The sequence below is a fragment of the Tepidimonas taiwanensis genome, from assembly GCF_020162115.1.
GTDB lineage: Bacteria > Pseudomonadota > Gammaproteobacteria > Burkholderiales > Burkholderiaceae_C > Tepidimonas > Tepidimonas taiwanensis.
In genome coordinates this window covers 483,637-509,162 of sequence record NZ_CP083911.1, presented here as the reverse complement: position 1 = coordinate 509,162, position 25,526 = coordinate 483,637, and the positions used below count along the sequence as shown (strand labels likewise).

Genomic DNA, 25,526 nt, shown 5'->3' with positions numbered 1-25,526 from the left:
ATGAACGTCTGCCAGCGCTGCGGCGCTTGCTGCGCCCATTTCCGCGTGGACTTCTCCATCTATGAAACCGTCGGCAGCGGCGGCACGGTGCCCGACGGCCTCGTGGTCGAGGTCGCCGGCGCCACCGTGCGCATGCGCGGCACCGACCACTGGCCGCCGCGCTGCGCGGCGCTGACCGGCACCGTCGGCGAGCGCGTCGCCTGCGGTATCTACGAGTGGCGACCCTCGCCGTGCCGCGAGTTCGAGGCGGGCAGCGACGCCTGCCAGCGCGCCCGCGCGCGCCACGGCCTGCCGCCGCTCACGGCCGATGACGGGGCACCGGCCACCGTCGCCACGGGGCGGTGAGCTGGGCCAACGGCACCCCTCCCCGGGCCGTGCTGGACCTCGCGCCGCACCCCACGGCAACGTCGGGGCTGGGAAGGGCAGAGCGCGCGCCACCGCCCGCCCCCCAAGAGGGCCGACCCCTCAATCGCGCGGCCGGCGCGGCGTGTCCAGGGCGCGCTCGATCTCGCGCGCCAGCGTGCGCAGCACCGCGACGCGCGACCACAGCTTGTCGTCCGAGGCGATCAGGTGCCACGGCGCCACACGCGTCGAGGTGCGGTCCACCATGTCCTGCACCGCGCGTTCGTACTGCGGCCACTTTTCGCGGTTGCGCCAGTCTTCCGGCGTGATCTTGAACTGCTTGTGCGGCGTCGTCTCGCGCTCGCGAAAGCGCCGCAGCTGCTCCTGTGGCGTGATGGCGAGCCAGAACTTGACGATGATCACCCCTGCCTCGGTCAGCTCTTCCTCGTAGGCGTTGATCTCGCCGTAGGCGCGCATCCAGTCGGCCTGCGAGCAGAACCCCTCCACCCGCTCGACCAGCACGCGCCCGTACCACGAGCGGTCGAAAATGACCGCGCGCCCGTGCGGCGGGATGTAGCGCCAGAAACGCCACAGGTACGGCTGGGCGCGCTCGTTTTCGTTGGGGGCGGCCACCGGCACCACGCGGTAGAAGCGCGCGTCCCACGCGGGGGTCAGGCGCCGGATCGTGCTGCCCTTGCCGGCAGCGTCCATGCCCTCGAACACCACCACGACCGAGCGGTCGCGCAGCCGGGGATCGCGGCTGAGCGCGTTGAGGCGGCCCTGCCAGCGCTCCAGCAGCCGCTCGTAGCGGTCGCGCGTCAGGCGCCGGCCGTAATCGAGCGAGCGCAGCAGCGTCACCTCGCTGCCCGCCGTCTCGATCACGCTGGACGGCACCGGGGACACTGGCGGCGCGGGCGGCGCCGCGTGACGCAGCGCCGACAGCAGGCGCCGCCCGGCGGTCAGGTGGCGGTAACACTCGTCGCTGCCTTCGATGACGGTCCACGGCGCCTCGCCCAGGCTGGTCTTGCGCAAGGCCTCGTCGCTCGCCTCGATGAAGTCGTCGTAGCGCTTGAGTTGTTTGCGCTGCTGCGGCCCGATGCGCCACGCGGTGCGCGGGTCGCTGGCCAGTGCCTTGAGGCGCGCCTTGGCCGCCGCCTTGGACAGGTGAAACCAGAACTTCACCAGCACCACCCCCTCGGCCACCAGCATGCGCTCGAACTGCCGGATGCGCTCCAGGCGCTGCACGAAATGCCCGTGGCTGTCGCGCCCCTCGACACGGGCGAGGATGGGGTCCGTGTACCACGATCCGAAGAGGATGCCGATGCGGCCCTTGGGCGGCAGCACCTGCCAGAAGCGCCACATCTCCGGCCAACGGCGGTCTTCGTCCGTCATCGCGCCGAACGCCTCGGTGCGGATGTGGCGCGGGTCCATCCACGCGTGCAGCGTGTTGACGGTCTCGCTGCGCCCGGCACCGTCGACCCCATTGATGAGGATCACCACCGCGCGATCGGCGCGGCGCAGCAGCTCGTACTGCGCGTCCAGCAGCGCGGCGCGCAGCGCCGGCACCTCGGCCTTGTACGTGGCGCGGTCGATGCGGTGGCCGATTTGCGCGGACTCGAACATAGCGCCCTTCCTCCGGTAGCGGACCCGGGCCGATGATGACACAAAACCCCACACGCGGAAATGGCTATAATGGCGGTCTTTGCTGGCAAAGCCCCGTCGGCCGTGATCACCTTGAAGACGGGGAAACCCTGCCAGGCCGTCCGGCGTTGGGTCTGATCTTCCCCGCGTGCGGTCCCTGGCGCACATCGGAAACCATTGGCCAATGACCACCATTCGCGTTAAAGACAACGAACCGTTCGACGTCGCCCTGCGCCGCTTCAAGCGCACGATCGAAAAGCTCGGCCTGCTCAATGAGCTGCGCGCGCGCGAGTTCTACGAAAAGCCCACCGCCGAGCGCAAGCGCAAGAAGGCTGCCGCGATCAAGCGCCACCTCAAGCGCGTGCGCTCGCAGCAGCTGCCGCCGCGCCTGTACTGAGCGCCACGCGAGGCCGCTGCGGCGGGCCCCTCGCCCCCCTTCGAGCCCGCCCGAGGACGCTCCGGCGGGCTTCGTCGTTTTTCCGTCTGTACCCCAGAGGCGCCCGATGACCCTCAAAGACCGCATCACCGATGACATGAAGGCCGCCATGCGCGCCAAGGACAGCGCGCGCCTGGGCGCGATCCGCCTGCTGCTGGCGGCGATCAAGCAAAAAGAGGTCGACGAGCGCGTCACGCTCGACGATGCGGGCGTCATCGCCGTGGTGGACAAGCTGCTCAAACAGCGCCGCGATTCGATCGCCGCCTACGAACAGGCCGGCCGCACCGACCTGGTGGACAAGGAACGCGCCGAGGCGCAGGTACTGGAAGCCTACCTGCCGGCGCGCCTGGACGCCGCGGCGATCACCGCCGCCGTGCAGGGCATCGTGGCGCGCGTCGCCGCCGATCTGGGCCGCGCCCCAACGCCCGCCGACATGGGCAAGGTCATGGCCCTGGCCAAGGCCGAGCTGGCCGGACAGGCCGACATGGCGCAGGTCTCCGCCGCCGTCAAGGTGGCGCTGGCCGGCTGACGCGGCGGACGCGCGCTCCATGGGCATGGCCGCACCCGCGGAGCCCGACGCCCCGATCGGGGTGTTCGACTCCGGGGTGGGCGGGCTGTCGGTGCTGCGCGAAGTGCAGCGCGCGCTGCCCCACGAGCGACTCATCTACGCCGCCGATTCGGGGTATGCCCCGTACGGCGACAAGCCGCCCGACGTGGTGCAGGCGCGCGCCGAGCATATTCTCGAACTCTTTCGCCACGCGGGTTGCAAGGCCGCGGTCGTCGCGTGCAACACGGTCACCGGACTGTCGATCCAGGCCCTGCGCGAGCGCCATCCCGACTGGCCGATCGTCGCCATCGAGCCGGCGGTCAAGCCCGCCGCCGCCCTGACGCGCACCGGCGTCGTCGGCGTGCTGGCCACGCGCAACACCGTCGCCAGCCCGGGGCTGGCCCGGCTGATCGCCACCCACGCCGGCGGCGTGCACGTGCTGCCGCAGGCGTGCCCTGGCTGGGTCGAGCGCGTCGAGCGCGGTGAGCTCGACGGCCCCGAGACCGAAGCGGCCGTGGCCGAACGGGTGCGCCCGCTGCTGGCGGCGGGGGCGGACGTGCTCGTGCTCGGCTGCACGCACTACCCATTCCTGCGCCCGGTGATCGAGCGCGTCGCCGGCCCCGCGGTGGCCGTGCTCGATCCGGCCCCGGCGGTGGCGCGCGAGCTGGCGCGCCGCCTGGGCCGCGCGCCCGCCAGCGACCCTGCGCCGTCCGGCGACGTCACGTTCTGGACCAGCGGCGACCCGGCGTCGGTCGGCGCCGTCATGACGCGCCTGTGGGGCCGGCCCGTGCACGCGCGGCCGCTTCCCGATCACCCCCGCTGAGGATGGGTTTTGTCCCTGCGCGCAGCGGGGTTTCCAGGTCACCGTGGCGTGCCTGCCGCCGCCGTCGCGTACGCTGCAGCACCATCCCCACGGTTGGGGCAAGCGCTGATCAGGAGATCGGAAACATGGACAGGAGACGGTTTCTCGGTGCCGGCATCGCCGCCGCTGGCGCCCTCGCGTTGGGCTCGGCGTGGTCGCAGCAGGGCACCCCCAACTTCGGCACCCCCACACTGCCCACCCCCGGGTTTCGCCGCGTCAAGGTGGGGGCATTTGAAATCATCGCGCTCAACGATGGCGCGCTGCGACGCCCGCTGGGCGAGGAATTCGTGCGCAACGCCCCGCTGGAGCAGGTCAAGGCGATGCTCGCGTCGCAGAACCTGCCGACCGAGTACGTGGACATCCCGTTCACGGCCTTCCTCGCGGTGACGCCGGCCGGTCGCTTCCTGTTCGACACGGGGTTTGCCGACAACGGCCCGCCCACCACCGGGCGGCTGCGCGACAACCTGGCCGCCGCGGGCTTCAAGCCCGAGGACATCGACCACGTCGTGATCAGCCACTTCCACGGCGACCACATCAACGGCGTGCGGCTCAAGGACGGCGGCCTGACCTTCCCGCGCGCGAAGATCCACGTGCCGGCGCCCGAGCGGCGTTCTGGCTGGACGACACGCGCGCGGCTGGCGCACCGCAGGCGATGCAGGGCGCTTTCCAGACCGTTCGCCGTGTGTTCGGTGGCCTCGGGCCCGACCGGCTCGTGCCGTTCCAGCCCGGCGCGGAACTCGCCCCGGGCATCCGCGCGGAAGCGGCCTTTGGCCACACACCGGGCATGTGCGTCTTCACCCTGCGCTCGGAAGGGCAAGGCTTCATGTACGTGGCCGACACGTCCAACATCCCGGCGCTGTTCGTGCGCAACCCGGAATGGTCAGTGATGTTCGACATGGACGCCGAGATGGCCCGCCAGACCCGCCGCCGCATCTACGACCAGATCATCCGCGACAAGCTGATGGCCGGGGGCTTCCACTTCCCCTTCCCCGCCTTCGGCACGATCGAGGCGGCTGGCAGCGGTTATCGGTTCCAACCGCTCGCGTGATGGGGCGCACCGGAAGGCGGAAAAGCCCGCATAGCGGCGGGTTTGTTGCACGCAGGGAGATTCGAGCCAGCGGCACCGGCGTGTGTGCTTGCGAAAACTGCCGACACAGTGCCGACATGAGCGCGAACGGCCAAAAACAAAACCCGCTCGAGGCGGGCTAAGTTGTTGTTTTTGCTGGTGGGTCGTGCAGGATTCGAACCTGCGACCAACGGATTAAAAGTCCGCTGCTCTACCGACTGAGCTAACGACCCTTGCCAGTACGCTGCCGTTGACATCGACTGGCGCGAAAGCTGTGATTGTAACAGGAAAACCGCGCCCCCCCGCGTTGCCGGGATGACGCGACATCCACCGCGCCCCGTCAACCGCGGCCTGCCGCGATCGCGTCCATGACCCAGCCCGCCGCGCACAAGCCGAAGGTCGCGGTGACGGCCACGCTGGAACCGTAGCCGTGGCAGTTGAGCGAACCGTCGGGTGCGCCGTCCAACGCGCACGCGGGATCGGGCGGCGCGACCGGCTCCCGGCTGAACACCGCCGTCACGCCGATGCGGCCCTGTCGCGGTGCGCCGTGGTGCTTGCGCAGCCGCTGGCGCAGCTGCGCAAGGAGCGGGTCGTGCGTCGCGTCGGCGATATCCGAGATCTCCACCCGGTCCCCGCGGCGCTTGCCGCCCGCCGCACCGGCGGTGATGAACAACACCCCGCTGCGGCGGGCCCACGCCGCCAAGGCTGTTTTCGCGGCCATCTGGTCGCAGGCGTCGATGACGGCCAGCGGCCCGTCGGCGCCCTGATACGCCTGCGCCTGCTGCCACAGGTGCGGCCAGTCGTCCGCGGTGACGAAGGCGTCGATCGCGCAGACCCGGCAACCCGGGTGGATCGCGCCGATGCGCGCGCGCATCGCCTCGACCTTGGCCTGGCCAAACGTGCCGTCGAGCGCGTGGATCTGGCGATTGGTATTGGACTCGGCGATGTGATCGAGGTCGATCAGCGTCAGCCGTCCGACCCCGCTGCGCGCCAGCGCCTCCGCCGCCCACGACCCGACGCCGCCGATGCCGACGACGAGCACGTGCGCGTCGAACACGCGCTGCGCGCCCATGGGGCCATACAGGCGCCGCAGCCCGCCGAAGCGCCGCTCGAAGTCCGGCGCGTCCGCCGGCCATCCTGTGCCGGCCGTCCCCTCACTCACGTTCGAGCAGCCAGAGCTGGAAGCGGAACCCCAGCCACGCCCCGGCGATGATGGCCGCGAGCGCGATCAGGCTGGTCACGCTCAGCGTCGAGACGCCAGACAGCCCCTGTCCGACCGTGCACCCCATCGCGGTCACGCCCCCGACGCCCATGCAAAGCGCGCCAACGAGGTGCAGCGCCGTATCGCGCGTACCCGCGAACCCTTCCCAGCGGAAGGTGCGGCTCCAGACGGCGTGGACGAACGCCCCGGCGACGACCCCCGCGACCGAGGCGACCCCCAGGGTCATCACCTTGTTGGCGTCGCTGTAGTAAATCAGCCAGTCGAGCGCGTACGCCATCGGCGCGGTGAACGTGAGAGATTCCATGCGACCGCTGTTGGTGGCGAGGAAGACCGGCTCCAGCGTCTCCGGATGCTCGGGCACGAAGCCCAGCCGCCCCGTGACCCACCACATCGCGACGACCGTGGCACCGATCCCGATGCCGGCCAGCCACGCATCCACGGAGCGCCGAACTCCCTCCCCCAGCGCGGCCCAAAGGATCAGCAGCACCCCGATCCCGCCCCCGACGACGAGCGCCGCAGTGGCCGGCTCCCACCCGAGCGCTGCCCCCAGCCATGTCGACACGGGGCTGCCCGGTTGCATCTCGACGGCCACGCGGTCGACCGTGCGGTCGCGCAGGACCGCGGTGATGCCGCGCAGCGTCGCATAAGCCGCAAAGCCCATCACGAAAAATACGACCAGGCTCTTGAGGCTGCCGCCGCCGATGCGCACCAGCGTCTTGCTGCCGCAGCCGGACGCGAGCACCATGCCGAAGCCGAACAGCGCGCCGCCGACCAGGGCCGACAGCCAGATCACCCGCCCGCTGTAGTAGATGGTCTGCGTGGGGTCGATCCACCCGAGCGCGGCCATGCCGTGGAATCCCAGCATCGCCACGCCCATCGCCATCACCCACATGCGCATGCGCGTCCAGTCGCCCATGTTGACGATGTCACTGACCGCGCCCATCGTGCAAAAGTGGGTGCGGTGCGCGATGAATCCGAACACGGCCGAGACGGCGAACGCCGCCCACAGTACCGTGGTGTGCAAAGCGTGCAGGGCTGCGATGTCCATGGTGCAACGGGAAGACGAAGCCGCCATTCTACGGGGCGGCGCACGCCCGCCCCGGCCGCAGAGGCAGGCACCCCGATGCGGCGCTCGCGCTCAGCGCAGGCGCGCGAGGCGCTCGCGCGCCGCGGCGGCGGCTTCGCTATCCGGGTAGCGCTGGACCAGCGCCTGCCACGTGGCGCGGGCGGCCTTGATGTCCTTGAGCTCGACCTGACAGCTGGCGATGGCGAGCATCGCCTCCGGCGCACGCACGTGGCGGGGGTGCTGATCCAGCAGGCGCTGGTAGCTCTCGATCGCCGCACGATAGTTGCGCGCCGCGTAGTGGGCGTTGCCCTGCCAGTAGAGCGCCGCGGGCGTGTAGCCGCTGCCGGGATAACGCGCCAGCAGCTCGCCGTAGAGTTGCGCCGCCCGCGCGAAGTCGGAGGCGCGCAGCGCCGCCATCGCGGCCTCAAAGGCGGCTTTTTCCTCGGGGCGGGCGCTGAACTCGGCACCGTCCAGCGTCACCTTGAGCGGCTCGAGCGCGCGCAGCCGCTCATCGAAGGCCGCGAGGGCGTCGCGCTGCTGGCGCTGTACGTCCGCGACGTCGCGCGCCAAGCGCTCCTGCTGCCCGCGCAGCTCGGCCAGCTCCCGCCGCAGCGCCTCGAGCTGGTTGGCGACATCGAGTACCCCTCGCCGCGCTGCCTCGCCGCCCGTGAGCAGCTCCTGCAGCCGCTGCTCGGCCGCCTCCAGCGCCTGTCGCTGCGCGTCCAGCCGGGCGCGCAGGTCCAGGATCGCACGCCGGGCCTCGTCATCGGCGAACAGCGCGTGCGCGGGGCCTGCCGCGAGGCCCGCACACAGCGCCGCCACGGCCACGGCGCCGACGCGCCAGCCAGCGCCGACGCGGGAATAACGGGAGCGAGCGGGCGTGCGCATCAGCGATACACCAGTTCGACGCGGCGGTTGCGGCTCCACGCCTCTTCACCGCTGCCCTGCACGGCGGGCTTTTCCTTGCCGTAGCTCACCGACTCCATCTGCCCGTCCTGCACCCCCAGCAGCGCCAGGGCGCGGCGCACCGCATCGGCGCGCTTCTGGCCCAGCGCCAGGTTGTACTCGCGGCCGCCGCGCTCGTCGGTGTGGCCTTCGAGCACGACGCGGCGCTGGCGGTCGGCGTTCAGGAAGCGCGCATGCGCCTCCAGCGTCGCCATGAACTCGGGTTTGACGGTGTACGAATCGAAATCGAAGTAAATCACGCGATCGACGCTGGCGGGCGGCTGCGAGGCGTCGGCGGCAGGCGTCTGCACCGGCACGACGGTGCGGCTGTCCACCGCCGCGCTGCCCGCGCCAGCTGCGCCACCCGCCCCGCCAGCCCCCCCGACGGGGGTCGGCGTGCGCTCGGTGACGGGAACGTTGTCATCAAGCTTGACGCTGGAGCAGCCGGCCAGGATGGACAGCGCGAGGGCCGTGACGGCAACGCGCAGGGGTCGGGAATGTGCAGAGGGGTGCGTACGCGTGGTCATGGGAGGATTCCAACGAAAAAGAAAGGGAAACGGTGGTCGACGACGAGACACGGCGGTCAACTCAGGAAGGGGCCCCAGTCCGGCTCGCGCACGCTGCCGGCCGCCGACAGCCGCGTCTTGATGCGCCCGTCCAGCGTCGTGGTCATCAGCGACTCGCGGCCCTGCACCCGGGTGGCGTACACGATCAGGCGGCCGTTGGGCGCGAAACTCGGACTCTCGTCGGCCGTGGTGTCCGTCAGCGACGTGACCGCGCCGGTGCCGAGGTCCATCAGCCGCAGCCGAAAGCCGTCGCCGATGCGCGACACGAAGGCCAGATGCCGCCCATCGGGACTGACGGCGGGGGAGATGTTGTAACTGCCGTCGAACGTCACGCGCGTCACCTCGCCACCGTCCGGCCGCATGCGGTAGATCTGGGGCGAACCGCCGCGGTCGCTGACGAAATACACGGCCTTGCCGTCCGGGGCGAAGGCGGGTTCGGTGTCGATGCCGCCCGTCTGCGTGATGCGCTGCGGCGCGCCCCCGTCGAGGTCCAGCGCGTAGATCTGCGAGCTGCCGGCCAACGTCAGTGTGGCGTACAGGCGCTTGCCGTCCGGCGACCACGCCGGCGCGCTGTTGGAGCCACGAAAGCTCGCCAGCAGCCGTCGCCGGCCCGTGGCGATGTCGTGCGCATAGATGACGGGCTTGAGCGATTCGAACGAGACATACGCCAGCTGCGCGCCGTTGGGTGACCACGCCGGCGAGATGATCGGCTCGCGGCTGGTCAGCGCCGGCTGGGCGTTTTCCCCGTCGGCGTCGGCCACCCAGAGCTGGTAGCGGTCGCCGTTCTTGCTGACGTAGGCGATGCGGGTGGCGAACACCCCGCGCTCGCCGGTGAGTTTTTCGTAGACGTAGTCGGCGATGCGGTGCGCGGCCAGGCGCAGATCGGCCACACTGACCGGGTAGCTCTGCCCGCCGAGGTCTATGCCGCGTACCGCGTCCCAGAGGCGAAAGCGCACGTCAAAACGCCCGTCGGCGAGCCGGTTGACGCTGCCGGTGATCAGCGCGTCGGCCCCCTGCGCCCGCCACGGCGCGAGGTCCGGGCGGCTCATCTCGTCGAGCACCGCCGAGCCGCCCGGCAGCTGGCGCAACTGGCCGCTGCGCACGAGGTCGGCGGCGACGATCGCCGCGACGTCCTGCGGTACCCCGGGCACGACCCGCCACGGCGCGACCGCGAACGGGATCTGCGGCACCCCGACGCCCGTCACCTCGACCCGAAACTGGGCCATCCCCGGCACGGCGACGCCCGCCAGCGCCAGGCCGCCCGCACCCTGGAGCCAGCGGCGGCGGCTGACACCCCAGCCGTGCCGCACATCCTGCCAGCCCGGCTGCGCGTCACGCGAAGTGGGAGATGAGGGAAGGTGATGATCGTCCATCGGCATCGGAGCAAAAAGCTACGCACGGGGGCGTCAACGGACGCACCCAGGGCAGCGGATAATACCGGAAGCGCGTGCCCTTCCCGACACGGGCCGCGCCGCCAAAGTTCCCCTGCCCTGCCACCGCCTTGTCCGCCACCACCCCGCCCGCCCCCGCTGCCCCCTCTGGCGCCGACGGCCACCGGCGCGATGACCGGGCGCTGGCTGCGCGGCTGCGCCGCCTGTGGCCCTACTTCCGGCCGGCGCGCGCGGGCCTCGTGATTGCGGCGTTGGGGGCGCTGCTCGCGGCGCTGACCGAACCGGCGATTCCGGCGCTGCTCAAACTGCTGCTCGACGAGGGGTTCCTCGGCGGGGGGCTGCCGCTGTGGACGGTGCCGGTGGCGCTGATCGGGCTGTTCGCGCTGCGCGGCATGGCGACCTTCATCGCCCACTATGGGTTGGCCTACACGGCCAACGGCGGCATGCTGGCGCTGCGTCGCGCGATGTTTGCGCGGCTGGGCGAGGCGGACCTGCGGCTCTTCGCCGAACAAAACGCGAGCCGCCTGTCCAACACGGTCGTGTACGAGGTGCAAAACGGCGCCGGCCAGCTCGTCGGGGCGTTGCTGACCGGCGTGCGCACGGTGCTGACGATCGTTGCGCTGCTGGCATACCTCCTGTGGCTCAACTGGCAGCTCACGCTGGTGGTGCTGGCGATGTTTCCGCCGCTCTCATGGGGCATGAAGGCGCTGTCGCGGCGCCTCTATGGCGTGACACGGCGCAGCCAGCACGCGACCGACGAGCTGGCCTACGTCGTGGAGGAAAACGTCCTCGCCCACCGGCTGCTGCGGCTGCACGACGCGCAGGCGCAGCAGGCGCAGCGCTTTGCGAAGCTCAGTACCACGCTGCGGGGGCTCGCGCTCAAGAGCACGGTGGCCGCGGCGCTGATGACGCCGCTGTCGCAGATCCTGGCCGCGGCGGCGCTGTCGGCGGTGATCATGATCGCGCTGCACCAGGCCGCCGGTGGCGTCTCGGTGGGCAGCTTCGTCGGCTTCGTCACGGCGATGCTGATGCTGATCACGCCGATCCGGCAACTGGCCGACATTGCCACCCCGATCACGCGCGGGCTGGCGGCGCTGGAACGCGGGCTGGACCTGATCGACACCACGCCGGTGCAGGCGGGCGGCGCCCACGACGGCGGGCGCGCGCGCGGGCACATCGCGTGGCGCGACGTGTGGGTGCACTACGACGCACAGGCGGCGCCCGCGCTGCGCGGGGTGACGCTGACGGTGGAGCCGGGCGAGGTGGTTGCCTTCGTCGGCACCTCGGGCTCCGGCAAAACAACGCTCGTGAGCCTGCTGCCGCGGTTCGTCACGCCCAGCGCCGGCACGGTCGCGCTCGACGGGGTGGACGTGCGCGACTGGGACCTGCGCGCGCTGCGGCGCCAGCTGGCGATGGTGAGCCAGGACGTGGTGATGCTCAACGACACGGTGCTCGCCAACGTCGCGCTGGGCGACGAGCAACCCGACGAGGCGCGCGTGCGCGCGGCGCTGGAAGCGGCCAACCTCGGTGACTGGTGGCCGACGCTGCCCGAGGGGCTGCACACGGTGGTCGGCCACAACGCGGCGCAGCTCTCGGGCGGGCAACGCCAGCGGCTCGCGATCGCGCGCGCGGTCTACAAGGACGCGCCGGTGTTGATTCTCGACGAGGCGACGTCGGCGCTCGACAACGCCTCCGAACGGCTGGTGCAGGAGGCGCTGGCGCGCCTGATGGCCGGACGCACGACGCTGGTCATCGCGCACCGGCTCTCGACCATCGAGCACGCCGATCGCATCGTCGTGCTGGAAGCGGGCCGCGTCGTCGAACAGGGCCGGCACGCCGAATTGCTGGCCGCCGGCGGCGTGTACGCGCGGCTGCACGCGCACGGGCGCGGCGGCTGGCTGGACGACGGCGAGGGCCCCGGCGACGGTGACGGTGACGGTACCGATAACGCCGCGGCAGCCTGACGCCACTCGGAACGCCCCTTCTATCTGGACGCGGAGGTTCCCGACCGGCTCACGCGGCCCCAAGTCCCTCGCGCCTGGGCGTGCAGGTGTTGGCGTGGTTACCCCGGCCCACGCCACGGGGTGGGCGGATCACACCCGGTCACAGCAGCACGATGTCGTACTGCTCCTGCGTCATCGCGTTGTCGCTTTGCAGCGAGATCGGTTTGCCGATGAAGTCCGACAGGCCCGCGAGGTGCGGACTCTCCTCGTCGAGAAAGCGCTCGATCACCTGCGGCGCGGCGATGATGCGAAATTCCCGCGGGTTGAACGCCCGCGCCTCGCGCAGGATCTCGCGCAGGATGTCGTAGCAGACCGTGCGCGTGGTGCGCACGCGCCCGCGCCCGTCGCACGCCGGGCACGGCTCCGTCAACATCTGCGCCAGCGACTCGCGCGTGCGCTTGCGCGTCATCTCCACCAGTCCCAGCGGCGAGAAGCCCCCGATCATCGTCTTGACCCGGTCGCGCGCGAGCTGCTTGCGCAGCTCGGCGAGCACCGCCTCGCGGTGGTCGTCGCGCACCATGTCGATGAAATCGATGATGATGATGCCGCCGAGGTTGCGCAGCCGCAGCTGCCGCGCGATCGCCTGCGCCGCCTCCAAATTGGTGCGAAACACCGTATCGTCGAAATTGCGCGCGCCAACGAACGCCCCGGTGTTGACGTCGATCGTGGTGAGCGCCTCGGTCTGATCGAACACCAGATAGCCGCCGGACTTGAGGTCCACGCGCCGGCCGAGCGCCCGGTCGATCTCCTCGTCCACGCGGTACTGCTCAAAGAGCGGCCGCTCGCCCCGGTACAGCGTCAGCCGCTCGGCCACCTGCGGCGTGTACTCCTGCGCAAACGCCTGCAACACCGCGAACTGCTCGCGCGAGTCGATCTGGATCGAACGCGTCTGCGGCCCGACCAGGTCGCGCAGCACCCGCTGCGGCAGCGCCAGCTCCTCGTACACCAGCGCCGGGGGCGCGACGCGGTTGGCCTGCTCGCGGATGCGCGCCCAGGTCTTGCGCAGGTACGCGATGTCGTCGGCCAGCTCCTCGTCGCTGGCGTCCTCGGCGTTGGTGCGCAAAATGAAGCCCCCGCCACCCTCGCCCACGAGGGCAGCCAGGCGCTGGCGCAACGCATCGCGCTGCGCCGCCGGGATTTTTTGCGACACGCCGATGTGGTTGTCCTGCGGCAAAAAGACGAGCAGCCGCCCGGCGATGCTGATCTGCGCGGTCAGCCGCGCGCCCTTGCTGCCAATCGGGTCCTTGAGCACCTGCACCAGCAGCGACTGTCCTTCGAAGACCTGGCGCTCGATCGGCGGGGGCGGCTCGGGTGCCTCACCTGCGCCGGGTGGGGCGTGGCGCGCGTTGAGGTGCGGCAGCATGTCGGCCACATGCAGGAACGCCGTGCGCTCCAGCCCGATGTCGATGAAGGCCGACTGCATCCCCGGCAGCACCCGCTGCACGCGACCGACGTAGATGTTGCCGACCAGCCCGCGCTCGAGCGAGCGCTCGATCAGCACCTCCTGCACCGCCGCCTGCTCGATGAGGGCGACGCGGGTTTCCTGTGGGGTCCAGTTGATCAGTATGTCGTGCTGCGCCATGGCACCACACAGCTTAGCGCAACGCCAACCCAGCGCGCCGCAACAGCTCGGCCGTCTCGTAAGCGGGCAAGCCGACGACACCGGTGTAGCTGCCACACAGCCGCCGCACCCACAGCCCGGCGTGCCCCTGGATGCCATAGGCGCCGGCCTTGCCGAACGGCTCGCCGCTGGCCACATACGCGGCGATCTCGTCGTCGCCCAAGGGTTTGAACGTCACCTGCGTGCGGCTCAGCGCCAGCCACGTCCGCCCGGCACGCGCCACCGCGACCGCGGTGAGCACCTGATGGCGTCGGCCGGCGAGGCGCTGCAGCATCCGGGTCGCCTCCGCGGCGTCGGCGGGCTTGCCCAGGATCGTCGCGCCATCGGCCACCGTGGTGTCGGCACACAGCACCACGCCATCGGGCCAGCCGCGGCGCCGACGACGCGCCTCGGCCGCGCGCACTTTCAGCCGTGTCACCCGCCGCACATAGGCGGCGGGCGACTCACCGGGCTGGTGCACTTCCAGCGCCTCGGCATCCTCGTCGGGGTCCGGCAGCAGTGGCACACAGGTCACGCCCCATTGCTCGAGCAGCTGGCGGCGGCGCGGGCTTTGCGACGCGAGGTACACCCACGGCCGATCGTCGGTGGGCAGTTCGGGCAGCGGACTCATTCGCGGTGATAGGGATGACCGGTGTTGAGGGACCAGGCGCGGTAGAGCTGCTCGATCAGCAGCACGCGCGCCAGCGCGTGCGGCAGCGTCATGTCCGACAGGCGCAGCCGCCAGTGCGCCGCGTCGCGCAGCGCGGGGTCGAGCCCGTCGGGGCCGCCGATGACGAAGGCGACGTCGATGCCGTCGAGCTGCCACTGGCGCAGCCGCTGCGCCAGCGCCGCGGTGGTGCAGCGGTCGCCGCGCTCATCGAGCACGACGAGGCGCGCGCCTTTGGGCAGCGCCGCCTCCAGCCGCTGCCGCTCGGCGGCCATCAGTGCCTCGACGGGCTTGCCGCTGGAGCGGGGTTCGGCCTTGACGGTGCGCAGGTGTACGCGCGCCTCGGGCGGAAAGCGTTTGGCGTAGTCCTCGTACGCGGCTTCGGCCCAGTCCGGCAGGCGCTGGCCGACGGCCAGCAGGTGCCACTTCATGCGTCGCCGCGAGCCTTACGCTGGCGCCGTGTTCGTGGCTTGGGCGCCGACGTCGCCCCCGCCCCATCCGTTGCGGAGGCTTTGGGGGACGCGCGGCGCGTCCGTGTTGTCGCCGGTTTTTTCGCCGATGGGGCGGTGTCGGCTACCGGGGATGCGGCCCTCGGCGTCGACGTGGCGCGCCTGGTCGTGCCACGCGGTGCGGTCTCACCCGGACCCACCGGGTCGGACGGCCGGGCCGCGGCCGGCGCCGGGGCCTTGCGCAGCCGCACCGGCTTGCCGCCCCAGATCTCCTCCAGCCGGTAGTACTGGCGGATGGCGGGCTGCATCACGTGCACGACGGCCGTGCCGCAGTCGATGATGATCCACTCGCCGTTGTCCTCGCCTTCGGTGCGCGGCTTGGCAAAGCCGGCCTCGACCACCTTGTCGCGCACGCTGGCGGCCAGCGCCTTGGTCTGGCGGTTGGAGGTGCCGCTGGCGATCACCACCCGCTCGAACAGCGGCGTCATCGCGGCGGTGTTGAAGACCTGGATGTCCTGGGCTTTGACGTCTTCCAGACCATCGACGATGGCGCGCTGGAGTCGTTGCAGTTGGCGTTGTGCAGCGGTTTCGCTCATGGATGTTCGGGGTGTGGAGTCGCCGGCCCCGCCGCGGAGGCGTAGAGCCGGTGTTCGGAAATATACCGCGCGACGGCGGGGGACACCAGTGCCCGTACGGCCGGCCCGGCCACGGGGTCCCACCAGCGCTCACGCACGGCGGTGGCACTGACCGCCAGTGGCGGCACCGCCAGGACCACGTGGGGCAGGCCAACACGGCCCAAGTCCGGCAACGCACCGCCGCCGTCCTCCAGCGGGCGATTGGCCACCGCGACGGTCGCCAGGCGCAGGATCTCCGCCCAGCGGTGCCAGGTGCGAAAGGCGAGCCACTGGTCCGCCCCCACGACCAGGAACTGCGCCGCCCCCGACTGCTCGGCGCGCAGCGCGGTAAGCGTATCGACCGTGTAGCTGGGCCCGGCACGCTCGATCTCCCGCGTGTCCACCCGCACGCCCGGCAGGTCCGCGAAGGCGAGCCGGCACATCGCCACCCGTTGGTCGGCGTCGGTGAGCGCGCGCGCCTTGTGCCACGCCTGCCCGGTGGGGACGATGCGCAGCTCGTCGAGCGCGAGCTGGCGCAGCGCCACCTCGGCGAGCGCCCGGTGCGCCACGTGGGGCGGGTCGAACGCCCCGCCAAAGACGCCGACGCGTCGCCCGACCGGGCCGGAGCGGTCCGGCATCACAGCCAGTCCCGGGGCACCAGGAACTCGGTCAGCAGGCGGTGCTCGGGCGTGCCGGGGGCCGGGCGCTCATCGTACGCCCAGCGCACCAGCGGCGGCATCGACAACAGGATCGACTCGGTGCGCCCCCCCGACTGCAGACCGAAGTGCGTGCCCCGGTCCCACACCAGGTTGAACTCGACGTAGCGCCCGCGGCGGTAGAGCTGGAACTGGCGCTCGCGCTCGCCATAGGGCGTGCCGACGCGCCGCTGCACGATCGGCAGGTAGGCGTGCAAGAACGCATCCCCCACCGCGCGCGTCAGCGCAAAGCCGCCCTCGAAGCCCAGCTCCGAGAAGTCGTCGTAAAAAATACCGCCGATGCCGCGCTGCTCACCCCGGTGGCGCAGGCAGAAATACTCGTCACACCACGCCTTGAAGCGGGGGTACTTGTCCTCGCCGAACGGCGCGAGCGCCTGCGCGCAGGTGCGGTGGAAATGCCGCGCGTCCTCCTCGAAGCCGTAGTACGGCGTCAGGTCCATACCGCCGCCAAACCAGCTCACCGGCTCGCCGCCGCCCGGCGGCTGGGCGCTGATCATGCGCACGTTCATGTGCACCGTCGGCACGTACGGGTTGCGCGGGTGAAACACCAGCGATACCCCCAGCGCCTCGAACGGGGCCCCGGTGAGTTCCGGCCGGTGCTGCGTCGCCGACGGCGGCAGCTTGGCGCCGCTGACGTGCGAGAAGCCGCAGCCGGCGCGCTCGAACACCTCGCCACCCTCGAGGATCTGCGTCACGCCGTTGCCCTGCAACGGCTCGCCCGGGGCTTTTTCCCAAGCGTCGGACAGGAACGACTTGCCGTCGATCTCGGAAATGGCGCTGGTGATGCGCTGCTGCAGGCCCAGCAGGTATTCACGCATGCGCGTCACGGGCTCGGTCGCCATCGCTATGCTCCTCGGGTGTGGGGGCGGCACCCCCACGGGTCAGCCGCCGTGCCGCGCCAGCGCCCGGTGGCCGATGTCGCGGCGGTACTGCATACCGTCGAAGGCGGTCGCCTGCACCAGCGCATACGCCCGCTCGCGCGCGGCGGCCACGTCGGTGCCGAGCGCCGTGGCGCACAGCACGCGCCCGCCGTTGGTGAGCAGCCGGCCGTCCTGCAGCGCCGTGCCGGCGTGGAAGACGACCGCGTCCGCCGTGTCCGCGGGCAGCGCCGTGATCGCGTCGCCCTTGCGCGGTGACTGCGGGTACCCCGCCGCCGCCAGCACGACGCCCAGCGCAACCCGCGGGTCCCAGTCGAGCGTGACGGTGTCGAGTCGTCCCTCGGTCGCGGCCCACAGCACCTCGACCAGGTCCGAGCGCAGCCGCATCAGGATCGGCTGCGTCTCCGGGTCGCCCATGCGGCAGTTGAACTCCAGCGTGCGCGGCGTGCCGTCCGGCGCGATCATCAGCCCGGCGTACAGAAACCCGGTGTACGGCGTGCCCTCGGCCGCCATCGCGCGCACGGTCGGCTCGATGATCTCGCGCATCACGCGCGCGTGCACCGCGGGCGTGACCACCGGCGCGGGCGAGTACGCGCCCATGCCACCGGTGTTGGGGCCGGCGTCGCCGTCGAGCAGCCGTTTGTGGTCTTGGCTCGTGGCCAGCGGCAGCACGTTCTCGCCGTCCACGAGCACGATGAAGCTGGCCTCCTCACCCTCCAGGTACGACTCGATCACGACCCGGGCACCATCGGCGTTGTGCTGCACGCCCAGCCGGTTGTCCACCAGCATGTCGTCGATCGCGGCGTGCGCTTCGGCCGCGGTCATCGCGACGACCACGCCCTTGCCCGCGGCGAGGCCGTCGGCCTTGACGACGATGGGCGCGCCGACGCGATCGACGTACGCGTGCGCCGCCGCAGGATCGGCGAACGTCTCGTGCGCGGCGGTCGGGATGCCGTGGCGCTGCATGAAGGCCTTGGCGAAGGCCTTGGAGCTCTCGAGCTGCGCGGCCGCGCGTGTGGGTCCGAAGATGCGCAGCCCCGCGGCGCGGAAGACGTCGACGATGCCCGCCGCCAGCGGGGCTTCGGGGCCGACGACGGTCAGGCCGATGCCATGGGCCAGCGCCCAGTCGCGCAGCGCCACCACGTCGGTGATCGGGACGTTCTCGAGGTCCGGGTCACGCGCCGTGCCTCCGTTGCCCGGGGCGACGTACACCCGCGCGGCACGCGGGGATTGCTTGAGCTTCCAGGCCAGCGCGTGCTCGCGGCCACCGCCGCCGACGACCAGCACCCGTATCGGTTCGTTCATTCCGCCAGTTCCGCGTTGTGGAAAACGTCCTGTACGTCGTCCAGGTCTTCCAGGGCGTCCAGGAGCTTTTGCATGCGCTGCGCATCCTCGCCGGTGAGGGTCACCGTGTTGGTCGGCCGCCACGTGACCTCGGCCATCGCGGGCGTCAGGCCCGCGGCCTGCAGCGCGTCGCGCACCGCCTCGAACTGCGCCGGCGCGGTCAGCACCTCGATCGAGCCGTCCTCCTGCGTGACGACGTCGTCGGCCCCGGCCTCCAGCGCCACTTCCATCACCTTGTCCTCGGACGTGCCGGGCTCGAAGACGATCTGGCCGCAGTGCTGGAACTGGAACGCCACCGAGCCTTCGGTGCCGAGGTTGCCGCCGTGCTTGGAAAAGGCATGCCGCACCTCGGCCACGGTGCGCACGCGGTTGTCGGTCATGCAGTCGACGATGACCGCGGCACCGCCGATGCCATAACCCTCGTAGCGTACCTCCTCGTAGCTGACGCCCTCGAGGTTGCCGGTCGCCTTGTCGATGTTACGCTTGATGGTGTCGGCGGGCATGTTGGCCGCCTTGGCCTTCTCGATCGCCAGGCGCAGGCGCGGGTTGGCCGCTGGATCGCCCCCGCCCTGCCGGGCGGCGATCATGATCTCGCGCACCACGCGCGTCCAGATACGCTGGCGCTTTTCATCCTGCCGGGCCTTGCGGTGTTGGATATTGGCCCACTTGGAATGTCCTGCCATGCAAACCTCGTCGAATCCGTCGCGATAATCGGGATGGGCTGCCCGTCGGGGTAACCCATGATTCTACGCGGCCCGCCGTGCCGCACCGTCCATTCGTCCCTCCACCGACACCAAACGCACCATGTCCGCCTCCATCCTGCTCGCCCGCCGCGACGCCGTCGAATGCCACCTGCTGCTGGACAAGGCGAACCGCCACGGCCTCGTCACCGGTGCCACCGGCACCGGCAAGACCGTCACGTTGCAAACCCTGGCCGAGGGCTTTTCGCGCCACGGGGTACCGGTATTCATGGCCGATGTCAAGGGCGACCTGACCGGCATCGCCCAGCCCGGCCGCATCGAAGGCAAGCTGGCGCAGGTGCTCGCGCAGCGGGGCCTGACGCCGCCGGAGCCGACCGCCTGCCCCGTGACGCTGTGGGACGTGTTCGGCGAACAGGGGCACCCGGTGCGCGCCACGATCTCCGACATGGGGCCGCTGCTGCTCGCGCGCATGCTGGACCTCAACGAGACGCAATCGGGGGTGCTGAATCTCGTGTTCAAGATCGCCGACGACCAGGGCCTGCTGTTGCTGGACCTGAAGGACCTGCGCGCGATGCTGCAGCACGTGGGCGACAACGCGCGCCAGTACACGACACAGTACGGCAACGTCAGCGCCGCCAGCATCGGCGCCATCCAGCGCGGGCTGCTGGCCCTCGAGCAACAAGGGGCCGACCGCTTCTTCGGCGAGCCGATGCTCGACATCGCCGACCTGATGCAGACCGTCGATGGCCGTGGCGTGGTCAACATCCTGGCCGCGGACAAGCTCATGAACGCGCCGCGGCTGTACGGCACGTTTTTGCTGTGGCTGCTGTCGGAGCTGTTCGAAGCGCTGCCCGAGGTCGGCGACGTCGACAAGCCCAAGCTGGTCTTCTTTTTCGACGAGGCACACCTGCTGTTTGCCGACGCACCGAAGGTACTGCTGGAGCGCATCGAGCTCGTCGTGCGGCTGATTCGCTCCAAAGGGGTCGGCGTGTACTTCGTCACGCAAAACCCGCTGGACATCCCGGACAGCGTGCTCGGGCAACTCGGCAACCGCGTGCAGCACGCGCTGCGCGCGTTCACCCCGCGTGACCAGAAAGCCGTCAAGGCCGCGGCGCAGACGATGCGCCCCAAGCCCGGGCTGGACCTGGAGGCGGCGATCACCGAACTGGCGGTCGGCGAGGCGTTGGTGAGCCTGCTCGACGCCAAAGGCCGACCCACCGAGACCGAGCGCGTGTGGGTGTTGCCCCCGGGCAGCCGGCTCGGGCCGGTCACGCCCGAAGAGCGGCTGGCGCTGCTGCGCGGCTCGCTGGTCGCGGGGGTGTACGAGCAGGCGGTGGACCGCGAAAGCGCCTACGAACGCCTGCGCGCGAGTCACGCGGGCAGCGGCACGGCGACCGGCCCGGCCCCCGCGACCGGGGGCGGAACGGCAGCCGGGGGCGGCGGCGGGCTGGGCGCGATGGTCGGCGAGGTCTTGTTCGGCCGCACCGGGCCGCGCGGCGGCCAGCACGACGGTCTCGTGCAGACCGTCGTCAAGACCGCCGTACGCCAGGTGGGGGCGCAACTTGGGCGGCAGCTGGTGCGCGGGCTGCTCGGCGGATTCGTGGGCGGCTCCGGACGACGCCGGTGACGCGCACGCGCCACAGCGCGGGTAAACGCGAGAGAGATACCCGACGAACATCCGATACACTGGGGATCGGTACCCGTCGTTCAAGGAGTCGCATTCGATGACCATATGGCTGGGGATCGTCGGGTGGATCCTCGCCCTCGTTTTTGGAATTGGCTGGTGGCACGCGCATCGGTGTCATCGGCGCATGCGGGCCTTGTTCGAGGCTGAACAGCGCTGGTTTTCCAGCCTGCTAGACCGTCTGGGCATCGCGTATTGGTGCCGCAATCTCGATACCCAGGCGTTGTGGTGGTCGGATGGATTTCGACGCATGCACGGTGTGGCCCCCGAAGAGCCCGTTGGGCGCGAACGGGCACTGCGTCACGTGGTGCCCGAAGACCGCACCCGAGTCAACATGGTGCTCGAGACCGCATACGTGCAGGGCTCGGGTGAAACGAGCTACCGTATCCAACAACCCGACGGCCGCGTCACACATCACGTCCTGCGCATCGCCGTCTCGCGCGAACCCGCCAGCGGGCAGCGTATCGCCTACGGCGTCAGCCTCGACATCACGGATCGCGTCGAGCTGGAAAACGCGTTGCGCGAGCGCACAGCCTACCTGGAGGCTATCGTCGCCCACTTGCCCATGGGGTTGAGCGTCTTTGACTGCGACCTCAAACTGCGTGTCTGGAACGCCGAGTTCGGGCGCATCCTGGAGCTGCCAAGCGAATTGCTCACCGAAGGGCGGGATTTCGACGAACTCATCCGCTTGCCGGCACAACGCGGCGAGTACGGCGACGTGGACGTGGAAGAAGCAGTTGCGCAGCGGCGTGCAATGGCGCTGCGCTTTGAGCCCCACCGGCTGGAGCGCACGCGCCCCAACGGTCGCACCCACTTGGTCATCGGTGAACCCATCCTCCACAACGGGCAAGTGGTGGGCTTCGTCTCCACCTACACCGACATCACCGAGCAAAAGCAAGAGCACGAACGTCTGGCACGTGCCATCGATGTGCTGCGCACGCTGCTGGACAACATCCCCGTGGGGATCACCATGATCGATGCCCAGTTGCGCCTGCAGGTCTGGAACGAGCGCCTGCTGCACGTGCTGGATCTGCCGCGAGAACTGCTGGAGCGCCCCGGCGTCACGCTGCCCGACATCCTGCGCTACAACATCGAGCGCGGCGAGTACGGCCCCACGGACGACGTCGACGCGACGCTCGCAGCCATGCGCGAGCGCGCGCTGCGCTTCGAGCCGCACGACTTCGAGCGCACCCGGCCCAACGGACGCGTGTTACACGTGCGCGGGCAACCCCTGGCCACCGGGGGTTATGTCACGATCTACGAGGACGTCACTCAGCAGCGCACAACGCAAGCCGAAATCGAACAACAAGCCCGCACCGACGCACTGACCGGACTGCTCAACCGCCATGCACTGCCAGCGGTGCTCACCCAAATCATTGCCACTGCCCAACGGGAAGGTCGTCCGGTGGCGGTGCTCTTCATCGACCTGGATCGCTTCAAAGCCATCAACGATTCGCTAGGGCACGAAGTCGGGGACGCCGTGCTGGTCGAGTCCGCGCGGCGGCTGCGCACGCGGCTGCGCAACAGCGACGTGGTGGCCCGCATCGGCGGCGACGAGTTCGTCGTCGTGCTCACCGGTATCACCGATGCCGCCGACGCGGCGCACGTGGCGACCCAGCTCGTGGAAGACCTCTCGCAGCGCATCGCGGCCGCCACTGGCCACCACGACGCCGCGCCCCCACTGCACGTCTCGCCATCGATCGGCATTGCGGTCTTCCCGAAGGACGCCACCCGCCCCTCCGAACTGCTGCGCCTGGCCGACATCGCGATGTATCACGCCAAAGGCGAAGGCGGATCGGGCTGGCGTTTTTATACCCCCGCGATGAACGAGCAGGTACTCCACCGCATCCGGCTGGAGACGCGCCTGCGCGATGCCATCGCGCACGACCAACTCGTTTTGTACTATCAACCCATACACGCGCTGACCGAAGACTTGCCGCTGATTGGATTCGAGGCATTGGTACGCTGGCCACAACCCGACGGCGAAATCTTGCCCCCTGCCGCCTTCATGCCCGTGGCCGAACAATCGGCCGAGCTGATCGAAGCGCTCGGGCGCTGGGTGTGCAAAACGGTTGCCCGCCAGCGCCAGCGCTGGCGCGCACTGCACCCAGGCTGGCCGCCGCTGACCATAGCGATCAACCTCTCCGCCAAACAATTCGATCGCGCGGGCTTGGCCGAGCGCATCCGCCGCGCCTTTGTCGACGCGGAAGGCGCGACGGAGCCCTCCGCACTGCCGCTGTTGGGCATCGAGTTCGAAATTACCGAAAGCGTCATGATGCGCGACCCCATTTCAGCCGAGGAAGAGCTCGAGCGCTTGCGCGAGATGGGCGCGCATATCGCCATCGACGATTTCGGCACCGGCTACTCGTCGCTCGCCTACATCAAACACTTGCCCATCGACCGCATCAAAATCGACCGGGCGTTCGTGCACGATCTGGCGCACGACACCGACGACGCCGCCATCGTCTGCGCAGCGGTGGAAATGGGCCACCGACTGGGTCGCAGCGTCGTGGCCGAAGGCGTGGAGACGGCGGAACAACTGCAGCGGCTGCACGCGATCGGATGTGACGCCGTGCAGGGCTTCGCACTCGCTCGCCCCATGCCCGCACACCAGGTACCGTCGTATGTGCAGCGCGTCAGCCGCGGCGATCATTTGCAACCATGGCTGTTTGGTCCGTTCGCGTCCGTGGGAACGAGTGCCGCCGCATAGTCGCCGAGCGCTGCCAGAATCGTTTGCCCCCGTGTGTCGCCGCGCTCGCGCGCCTCTTCGGCCAATGCGCCAAGACGCTCCCGATATGCGCACAGCGACATGCCGCGCCCGGTGCCGCGCAGCAGACGCTCTTCGCAATGCGCCCGCCAACGCACTTGCTCTTGCGCATCCAACGTCTCGGGATGGTTGCGGGCGCGGAAACGAAACACCAACTCGGGTAAACGCGGATCGTCAAACCCAGTGTGACGCCATGCCGGATCGTCAGGTGGCAGCGCGCGCAATCGGTTCAACCGTCGCCGATCCTCGTCACCGATAAATCCGTCGTAGAGCGCTGCATCGACATCCGTGGGCTCTTCCCGTGAGTGCCGTTCGTAAACGGCTGCCCACAGCGCCCCCAAGTCCGGCAACGCTGCGGCATGGGCTGCGTGCCGCTCGATCTGCCCCAAATCCAGCCCGAACCGCTGCGCTGCCCCGTCGCGCAATATCGACAGACTCGCCACCACCATCGGTGAGCGATTCAAATGCACACTCTTGAGCGGCAGGCGCCGCACGCCCGGCGGCAAATCGGCTTCGCGTGTAAACATCCGCCGCCTGACCTCTTCGGGACGCAGGTCGACCAACTCGCGCGGATCGTATGCCAAATCCCATGCCAACAGCTCGTGGCGATTGTTTGGATGCGTCGCCAGCGGCCACATCACGGCCAGACACCCCCGCTCGGCCGGGAACTGGCCGGAGATGTGCACGAACGGCCGCGCCTGCCCCGCCAGCGCCGGCAGACCCAACACCGCCATGACGCGCTCACGCCGACGCAGTCCCAGCGCGTAGTCGAACAGACGCGGCTGGCGCTGGCGGATCAGCCGCGCCAGCGCCAGCGTCGCGTCGACGTCCGACAGTGCGTCGTGCGCCTGGGCGTGCACGAGGCCGTTGGCCGCGCTCAGGTGTTCCAGCCGAAAACTCGGCTTGCCGTCCGGATGGCGGGGCCACTCGATGCCGTCCGGGCGCAGCGCCCAGGTCATGCGCACCACATCCAGCAGGTCCCAGCGACCGCAGCCGTTGCGCCACTCCCGTGCATACGGATCGAGCAGGTTGCGCCACAGCAGGTGGCGGGTGAACTCGTCGTCGAAGCGGATCGTGTTGTAGCCGACACCGATCGTCCCCGGCCGCTCCAGCTCGCGCAGGATCGATTCGGCAAACACCCGCTCGGGCAGCCCCTGCTCGCGGCAGCGCTGCGGCGTGATGCCGGTGATCAGACAGCTCTCGGGGTCCGGCAGGTAGTCCGGCGCCGGCTGGCAGTACCACACCACCGGCTCGCCGATGGGGTGGAGTTCGGCGTCGGTGCGTCGGCCGGCGAACTGCGCCGGCCGATCCCACCGCGGATCGGGTCCGAACGTCTCGTAGTCATGCCAGAAGAAGGTGTGGGGCTCGGTGTTCACGCCCCACATCGTAGCCGGCCGCGGCCAGCGGCGGGCGCACGGCTCCGGCCGGCCGGTGGGGAACCGGGACGGTTTGGAGTAGCATCGGCCCCCGCCCCCCGGAGATCCACCCATGCCCGCCACCGCCAACGCCCCGTCTGCGCTGCGCTGCGCGTTCGCCCCCACCGATGTGGGCCTGGCGCTGGTCGCCGCGGACGACGCCGGCATCGCCTCGGTCCTGCTCGGCGACGACGCGACGGCGCTGCGCGGGGAGCTGCAACGACGCTTTCCCGCCGCCCATGCGATCGACGATCCCCGCAGCATCGCGGGCTGGGTCGAGGCCGTCGCCGCCTGCCTGGATCACCCGCGGGCGGCGCCATCCCTCCCGCTCGCCCCCCGCGGGACCCCGTTTCAGCAACGGGTCTGGCAGCGGCTGCGCGCCATCCCCGCCGGGCACACGACGACCTACGCCGCACTGGCGCGCGAGCTGGGCACCGCCGCGCGCGCCGTCGGCCAGGCCTGTGGGGCGAACCCGATCGCGGTGCTGATCCCGTGCCACCGCGTGCTGGCGCAGGACGGTGGCCTGGGCGGCTACCGCTGGGGGTTGGCGCGCAAACGCTGGTTGCTCACGCGCGAGGGGGTGGCGCTGCCACCCCCCTGAGTC

At 70.4% G+C, this 25,526-nt stretch carries 25 protein-coding genes and 1 tRNA gene; 10 read left to right on the top strand and 16 right to left on the bottom strand.

What is annotated here, in order from left to right:
* Nucleotides 1–345, top strand: a complete 345-nt coding sequence (locus LCC91_RS02365; RefSeq protein WP_043701457.1) for a YkgJ family cysteine cluster protein — start codon at nt 1–3, stop codon at nt 343–345.
* A 120-nt stretch (nt 346–465) separates the two neighbouring features.
* Here LCC91_RS02365 and pap read toward each other — a convergent pair whose 3' ends face one another.
* Complete coding sequence (gene pap, locus LCC91_RS02360; RefSeq protein ID WP_043701454.1) at nt 466–1,965, bottom strand: polyphosphate:AMP phosphotransferase; 1,500 nt, start codon at nt 1,963–1,965, stop codon at nt 466–468.
* 202 nt (nt 1,966–2,167) lie between these two features.
* Here pap and rpsU point away from each other — a divergent pair, with 202 nt between their 5' ends.
* The 5 genes from rpsU to LCC91_RS13875 all read left to right on the top strand — a co-directional run bounded on the left by rpsU (nt 2,168) and on the right by LCC91_RS13875 (nt 4,876).
* Nucleotides 2,168–2,380: a 30S ribosomal protein S21 gene (rpsU, locus tag LCC91_RS02355; protein WP_043701451.1), complete on the top strand. Its 213-nt coding sequence runs from the start codon at nt 2,168–2,170 to the stop codon at nt 2,378–2,380.
* 106 nt (nt 2,381–2,486) lie between these two features.
* Complete coding sequence (locus LCC91_RS02350; protein ID WP_043701448.1) at nt 2,487–2,948, top strand: GatB/YqeY domain-containing protein; 462 nt, start codon at nt 2,487–2,489, stop codon at nt 2,946–2,948.
* Between the two features lie 25 nt (nt 2,949–2,973).
* Nucleotides 2,974–3,789 carry a glutamate racemase gene (murI, locus tag LCC91_RS02345; protein WP_043701446.1) on the top strand — a complete coding sequence of 272 codons (816 nt, stop codon included), beginning with the start codon at nt 2,974–2,976 and terminating at the stop codon, nt 3,787–3,789.
* 125 nt (nt 3,790–3,914) lie between these two features.
* Nucleotides 3,915–4,715 carry an MBL fold metallo-hydrolase gene (locus LCC91_RS02340; RefSeq protein WP_313904195.1) on the top strand — a complete coding sequence of 267 codons (801 nt, stop codon included), beginning with the start codon at nt 3,915–3,917 and terminating at the stop codon, nt 4,713–4,715.
* Entirely contained in the window at nt 4,715–4,876 is a 162-nt protein-coding gene (locus tag LCC91_RS13875; protein WP_313904196.1) for a hypothetical protein, read from the top strand. Before LCC91_RS02340 ends, LCC91_RS13875 begins: the two co-directional genes overlap by 1 nt.
* A 175-nt stretch (nt 4,877–5,051) precedes the next feature.
* On the opposite strand, the gene LCC91_RS02335 is transcribed toward LCC91_RS13875, so the two are convergent.
* The 6 genes from LCC91_RS02335 to tolB form a co-directional block, all read right to left on the bottom strand.
* A tRNA-Lys gene (locus LCC91_RS02335) sits at nt 5,052–5,127 on the bottom strand.
* A gap of 107 nt (nt 5,128–5,234) precedes the next feature.
* Entirely contained in the window at nt 5,235–6,056 is an 822-nt protein-coding gene (locus LCC91_RS02330) for a tRNA threonylcarbamoyladenosine dehydratase (protein ID WP_043701443.1), read from the bottom strand.
* Nucleotides 6,049–7,164, bottom strand: coding sequence for a YeeE/YedE family protein (locus LCC91_RS02325; protein WP_043701441.1), 1,116 nt, complete (start codon nt 7,162–7,164; stop codon nt 6,049–6,051). Before LCC91_RS02325 ends, LCC91_RS02330 begins: the two co-directional genes overlap by 8 nt.
* Nucleotides 7,165–7,254: 90 nt before the next feature.
* A complete protein-coding gene (gene ybgF, locus LCC91_RS02320) occupies nt 7,255–8,070 on the bottom strand; it encodes a tol-pal system protein YbgF (protein ID WP_043701438.1) in 816 nt (271 codons plus the stop codon).
* Nucleotides 8,070–8,654, bottom strand: coding sequence for a peptidoglycan-associated lipoprotein Pal (gene pal / locus LCC91_RS02315; RefSeq protein WP_143898075.1), 585 nt, complete (start codon nt 8,652–8,654; stop codon nt 8,070–8,072). Before pal ends, ybgF begins: the two co-directional genes overlap by 1 nt.
* A 56-nt stretch (nt 8,655–8,710) precedes the next feature.
* The gene (gene tolB / locus LCC91_RS02310) at nt 8,711–10,066 is read right to left on the bottom strand and encodes a Tol-Pal system beta propeller repeat protein TolB (RefSeq protein ID WP_082007603.1); all 1,356 of its coding nucleotides are present in this window, start codon (nt 10,064–10,066) and stop codon (nt 8,711–8,713) included.
* A 128-nt stretch (nt 10,067–10,194) separates the two neighbouring features.
* On the opposite strand from tolB, the gene msbA reads away from it, so the two are divergent.
* Nucleotides 10,195–12,048 (top strand): lipid A export permease/ATP-binding protein MsbA, encoded by a 1,854-nt coding sequence (msbA, locus tag LCC91_RS02305; protein ID WP_156137257.1) that lies wholly within the window; start codon nt 10,195–10,197, stop codon nt 12,046–12,048.
* A 139-nt stretch (nt 12,049–12,187) separates the two neighbouring features.
* Here msbA and rng read toward each other — a convergent pair whose 3' ends face one another.
* From rng to LCC91_RS02265, 8 genes are read right to left on the bottom strand one after another with little or no spacing between them, the layout of a single operon-like run.
* The gene (gene rng, locus LCC91_RS02300; RefSeq protein ID WP_043701436.1) at nt 12,188–13,669 is read right to left on the bottom strand and encodes a ribonuclease G; all 1,482 of its coding nucleotides are present in this window, start codon (nt 13,667–13,669) and stop codon (nt 12,188–12,190) included.
* Between the two features lie 13 nt (nt 13,670–13,682).
* On the bottom strand, nt 13,683–14,318 hold the full coding sequence (locus LCC91_RS02295) for a Maf family protein (protein ID WP_052231613.1): 636 nt from the start codon (nt 14,316–14,318) through the stop codon (nt 13,683–13,685).
* Nucleotides 14,315–14,785 carry a 23S rRNA (pseudouridine(1915)-N(3))-methyltransferase RlmH gene (gene rlmH / locus LCC91_RS02290; RefSeq protein WP_043701433.1) on the bottom strand — a complete coding sequence of 157 codons (471 nt, stop codon included), beginning with the start codon at nt 14,783–14,785 and terminating at the stop codon, nt 14,315–14,317. Before rlmH ends, LCC91_RS02295 begins: the two co-directional genes overlap by 4 nt.
* Nucleotides 14,782–15,399 (bottom strand): ribosome silencing factor, encoded by a 618-nt coding sequence (gene rsfS / locus LCC91_RS13905; RefSeq protein WP_052231612.1) that lies wholly within the window; start codon nt 15,397–15,399, stop codon nt 14,782–14,784. Before rsfS ends, rlmH begins: the two co-directional genes overlap by 4 nt.
* Nucleotides 15,396–16,055 (bottom strand): nicotinate (nicotinamide) nucleotide adenylyltransferase, encoded by a 660-nt coding sequence (gene nadD, locus LCC91_RS02280; RefSeq protein ID WP_143897461.1) that lies wholly within the window; start codon nt 16,053–16,055, stop codon nt 15,396–15,398. The genes rsfS and nadD overlap by 4 nt, the downstream gene beginning before the upstream one ends.
* Nucleotides 16,055–16,975: an oxygen-dependent coproporphyrinogen oxidase gene (gene hemF, locus LCC91_RS02275; protein WP_043701431.1), complete on the bottom strand. Its 921-nt coding sequence runs from the start codon at nt 16,973–16,975 to the stop codon at nt 16,055–16,057. Before hemF ends, nadD begins: the two co-directional genes overlap by 1 nt.
* A gap of 39 nt (nt 16,976–17,014) precedes the next feature.
* The gene (gene purD / locus LCC91_RS02270; RefSeq protein ID WP_043701558.1) at nt 17,015–18,304 is read right to left on the bottom strand and encodes a phosphoribosylamine--glycine ligase; all 1,290 of its coding nucleotides are present in this window, start codon (nt 18,302–18,304) and stop codon (nt 17,015–17,017) included.
* Between the two features lie 8 nt (nt 18,305–18,312).
* On the bottom strand, nt 18,313–19,038 hold the full coding sequence (locus LCC91_RS02265) for a YebC/PmpR family DNA-binding transcriptional regulator (RefSeq protein WP_143897462.1): 726 nt from the start codon (nt 19,036–19,038) through the stop codon (nt 18,313–18,315).
* Nucleotides 19,039–19,159: 121 nt separating this feature from the next.
* Between LCC91_RS02265 and LCC91_RS02260 the strand changes: the two genes are divergently transcribed.
* Nucleotides 19,160–20,683 (top strand): helicase HerA-like domain-containing protein, encoded by a 1,524-nt coding sequence (locus LCC91_RS02260; RefSeq protein WP_143897463.1) that lies wholly within the window; start codon nt 19,160–19,162, stop codon nt 20,681–20,683.
* Between the two features lie 184 nt (nt 20,684–20,867).
* Nucleotides 20,868–23,450 (top strand): sensor domain-containing protein, encoded by a 2,583-nt coding sequence (locus LCC91_RS02255; protein ID WP_185974865.1) that lies wholly within the window; start codon nt 20,868–20,870, stop codon nt 23,448–23,450.
* On the opposite strand, the gene sbcB is transcribed toward LCC91_RS02255, so the two are convergent.
* Nucleotides 23,390–24,883 (bottom strand): exodeoxyribonuclease I, encoded by a 1,494-nt coding sequence (sbcB, locus tag LCC91_RS02250; protein WP_224440997.1) that lies wholly within the window; start codon nt 24,881–24,883, stop codon nt 23,390–23,392. The two genes, LCC91_RS02255 and sbcB, sit on opposite strands and share 61 nt — an antisense overlap.
* A gap of 112 nt (nt 24,884–24,995) precedes the next feature.
* Here sbcB and LCC91_RS02245 point away from each other — a divergent pair, with 112 nt between their 5' ends.
* A complete protein-coding gene (locus LCC91_RS02245) occupies nt 24,996–25,523 on the top strand; it encodes a methylated-DNA--[protein]-cysteine S-methyltransferase (protein WP_143897466.1) in 528 nt (175 codons plus the stop codon).
* The last annotated feature ends 3 nt before the right edge of the window (nt 25,524–25,526 follow it).

Excerpts from the sequence above, each read along its gene's own strand:
- murI (WP_043701446.1), top strand. The coding sequence starts at position 2,974 with ATGGCCGCACCCGCGGAGCCCGACGCCCCGATCGGGGTGTTCGACTCC.
- rng (WP_043701436.1), bottom strand. The coding sequence starts at position 13,669 with ATGGCGCAGCACGACATACTGATCAACTGGACCCCACAGGAAACCCGC.
- ybgF (WP_043701438.1), bottom strand. The coding sequence starts at position 8,070 with ATGCGCACGCCCGCTCGCTCCCGTTATTCCCGCGTCGGCGCTGGCTGG.
- pap (WP_043701454.1), bottom strand. The coding sequence starts at position 1,965 with ATGTTCGAGTCCGCGCAAATCGGCCACCGCATCGACCGCGCCACGTAC.
- LCC91_RS02325 (WP_043701441.1), bottom strand. The coding sequence starts at position 7,164 with ATGGACATCGCAGCCCTGCACGCTTTGCACACCACGGTACTGTGGGCG.
- nadD (WP_143897461.1), bottom strand. The coding sequence starts at position 16,055 with ATGCCGGACCGCTCCGGCCCGGTCGGGCGACGCGTCGGCGTCTTTGGC.
- rpsU (WP_043701451.1), top strand. The coding sequence starts at position 2,168 with ATGACCACCATTCGCGTTAAAGACAACGAACCGTTCGACGTCGCCCTG.
- LCC91_RS02255 (WP_185974865.1), top strand. The coding sequence starts at position 20,868 with ATGCGGGCCTTGTTCGAGGCTGAACAGCGCTGGTTTTCCAGCCTGCTA.
- LCC91_RS02265 (WP_143897462.1), bottom strand. The coding sequence starts at position 19,038 with ATGGCAGGACATTCCAAGTGGGCCAATATCCAACACCGCAAGGCCCGG.
- pal (WP_143898075.1), bottom strand. The coding sequence starts at position 8,654 with ATGACCACGCGTACGCACCCCTCTGCACATTCCCGACCCCTGCGCGTT.
- LCC91_RS02260 (WP_143897463.1), top strand. The coding sequence starts at position 19,160 with ATGTCCGCCTCCATCCTGCTCGCCCGCCGCGACGCCGTCGAATGCCAC.
- LCC91_RS02350 (WP_043701448.1), top strand. The coding sequence starts at position 2,487 with ATGACCCTCAAAGACCGCATCACCGATGACATGAAGGCCGCCATGCGC.
- LCC91_RS02295 (WP_052231613.1), bottom strand. The coding sequence starts at position 14,318 with ATGAGTCCGCTGCCCGAACTGCCCACCGACGATCGGCCGTGGGTGTAC.
- hemF (WP_043701431.1), bottom strand. The coding sequence starts at position 16,975 with ATGGCGACCGAGCCCGTGACGCGCATGCGTGAATACCTGCTGGGCCTG.
- LCC91_RS13875 (WP_313904196.1), top strand. The coding sequence starts at position 4,715 with ATGTTCGACATGGACGCCGAGATGGCCCGCCAGACCCGCCGCCGCATC.
- tolB (WP_082007603.1), bottom strand. The coding sequence starts at position 10,066 with ATGGACGATCATCACCTTCCCTCATCTCCCACTTCGCGTGACGCGCAG.
- LCC91_RS02340 (WP_313904195.1), top strand. The coding sequence starts at position 3,915 with ATGGACAGGAGACGGTTTCTCGGTGCCGGCATCGCCGCCGCTGGCGCC.
- LCC91_RS02245 (WP_143897466.1), top strand. The coding sequence starts at position 24,996 with ATGCCCGCCACCGCCAACGCCCCGTCTGCGCTGCGCTGCGCGTTCGCC.
- LCC91_RS02365 (WP_043701457.1), top strand. The coding sequence starts at position 1 with ATGAACGTCTGCCAGCGCTGCGGCGCTTGCTGCGCCCATTTCCGCGTG.
- rlmH (WP_043701433.1), bottom strand. The coding sequence starts at position 14,785 with ATGAAGTGGCACCTGCTGGCCGTCGGCCAGCGCCTGCCGGACTGGGCC.
- rsfS (WP_052231612.1), bottom strand. The coding sequence starts at position 15,399 with ATGAGCGAAACCGCTGCACAACGCCAACTGCAACGACTCCAGCGCGCC.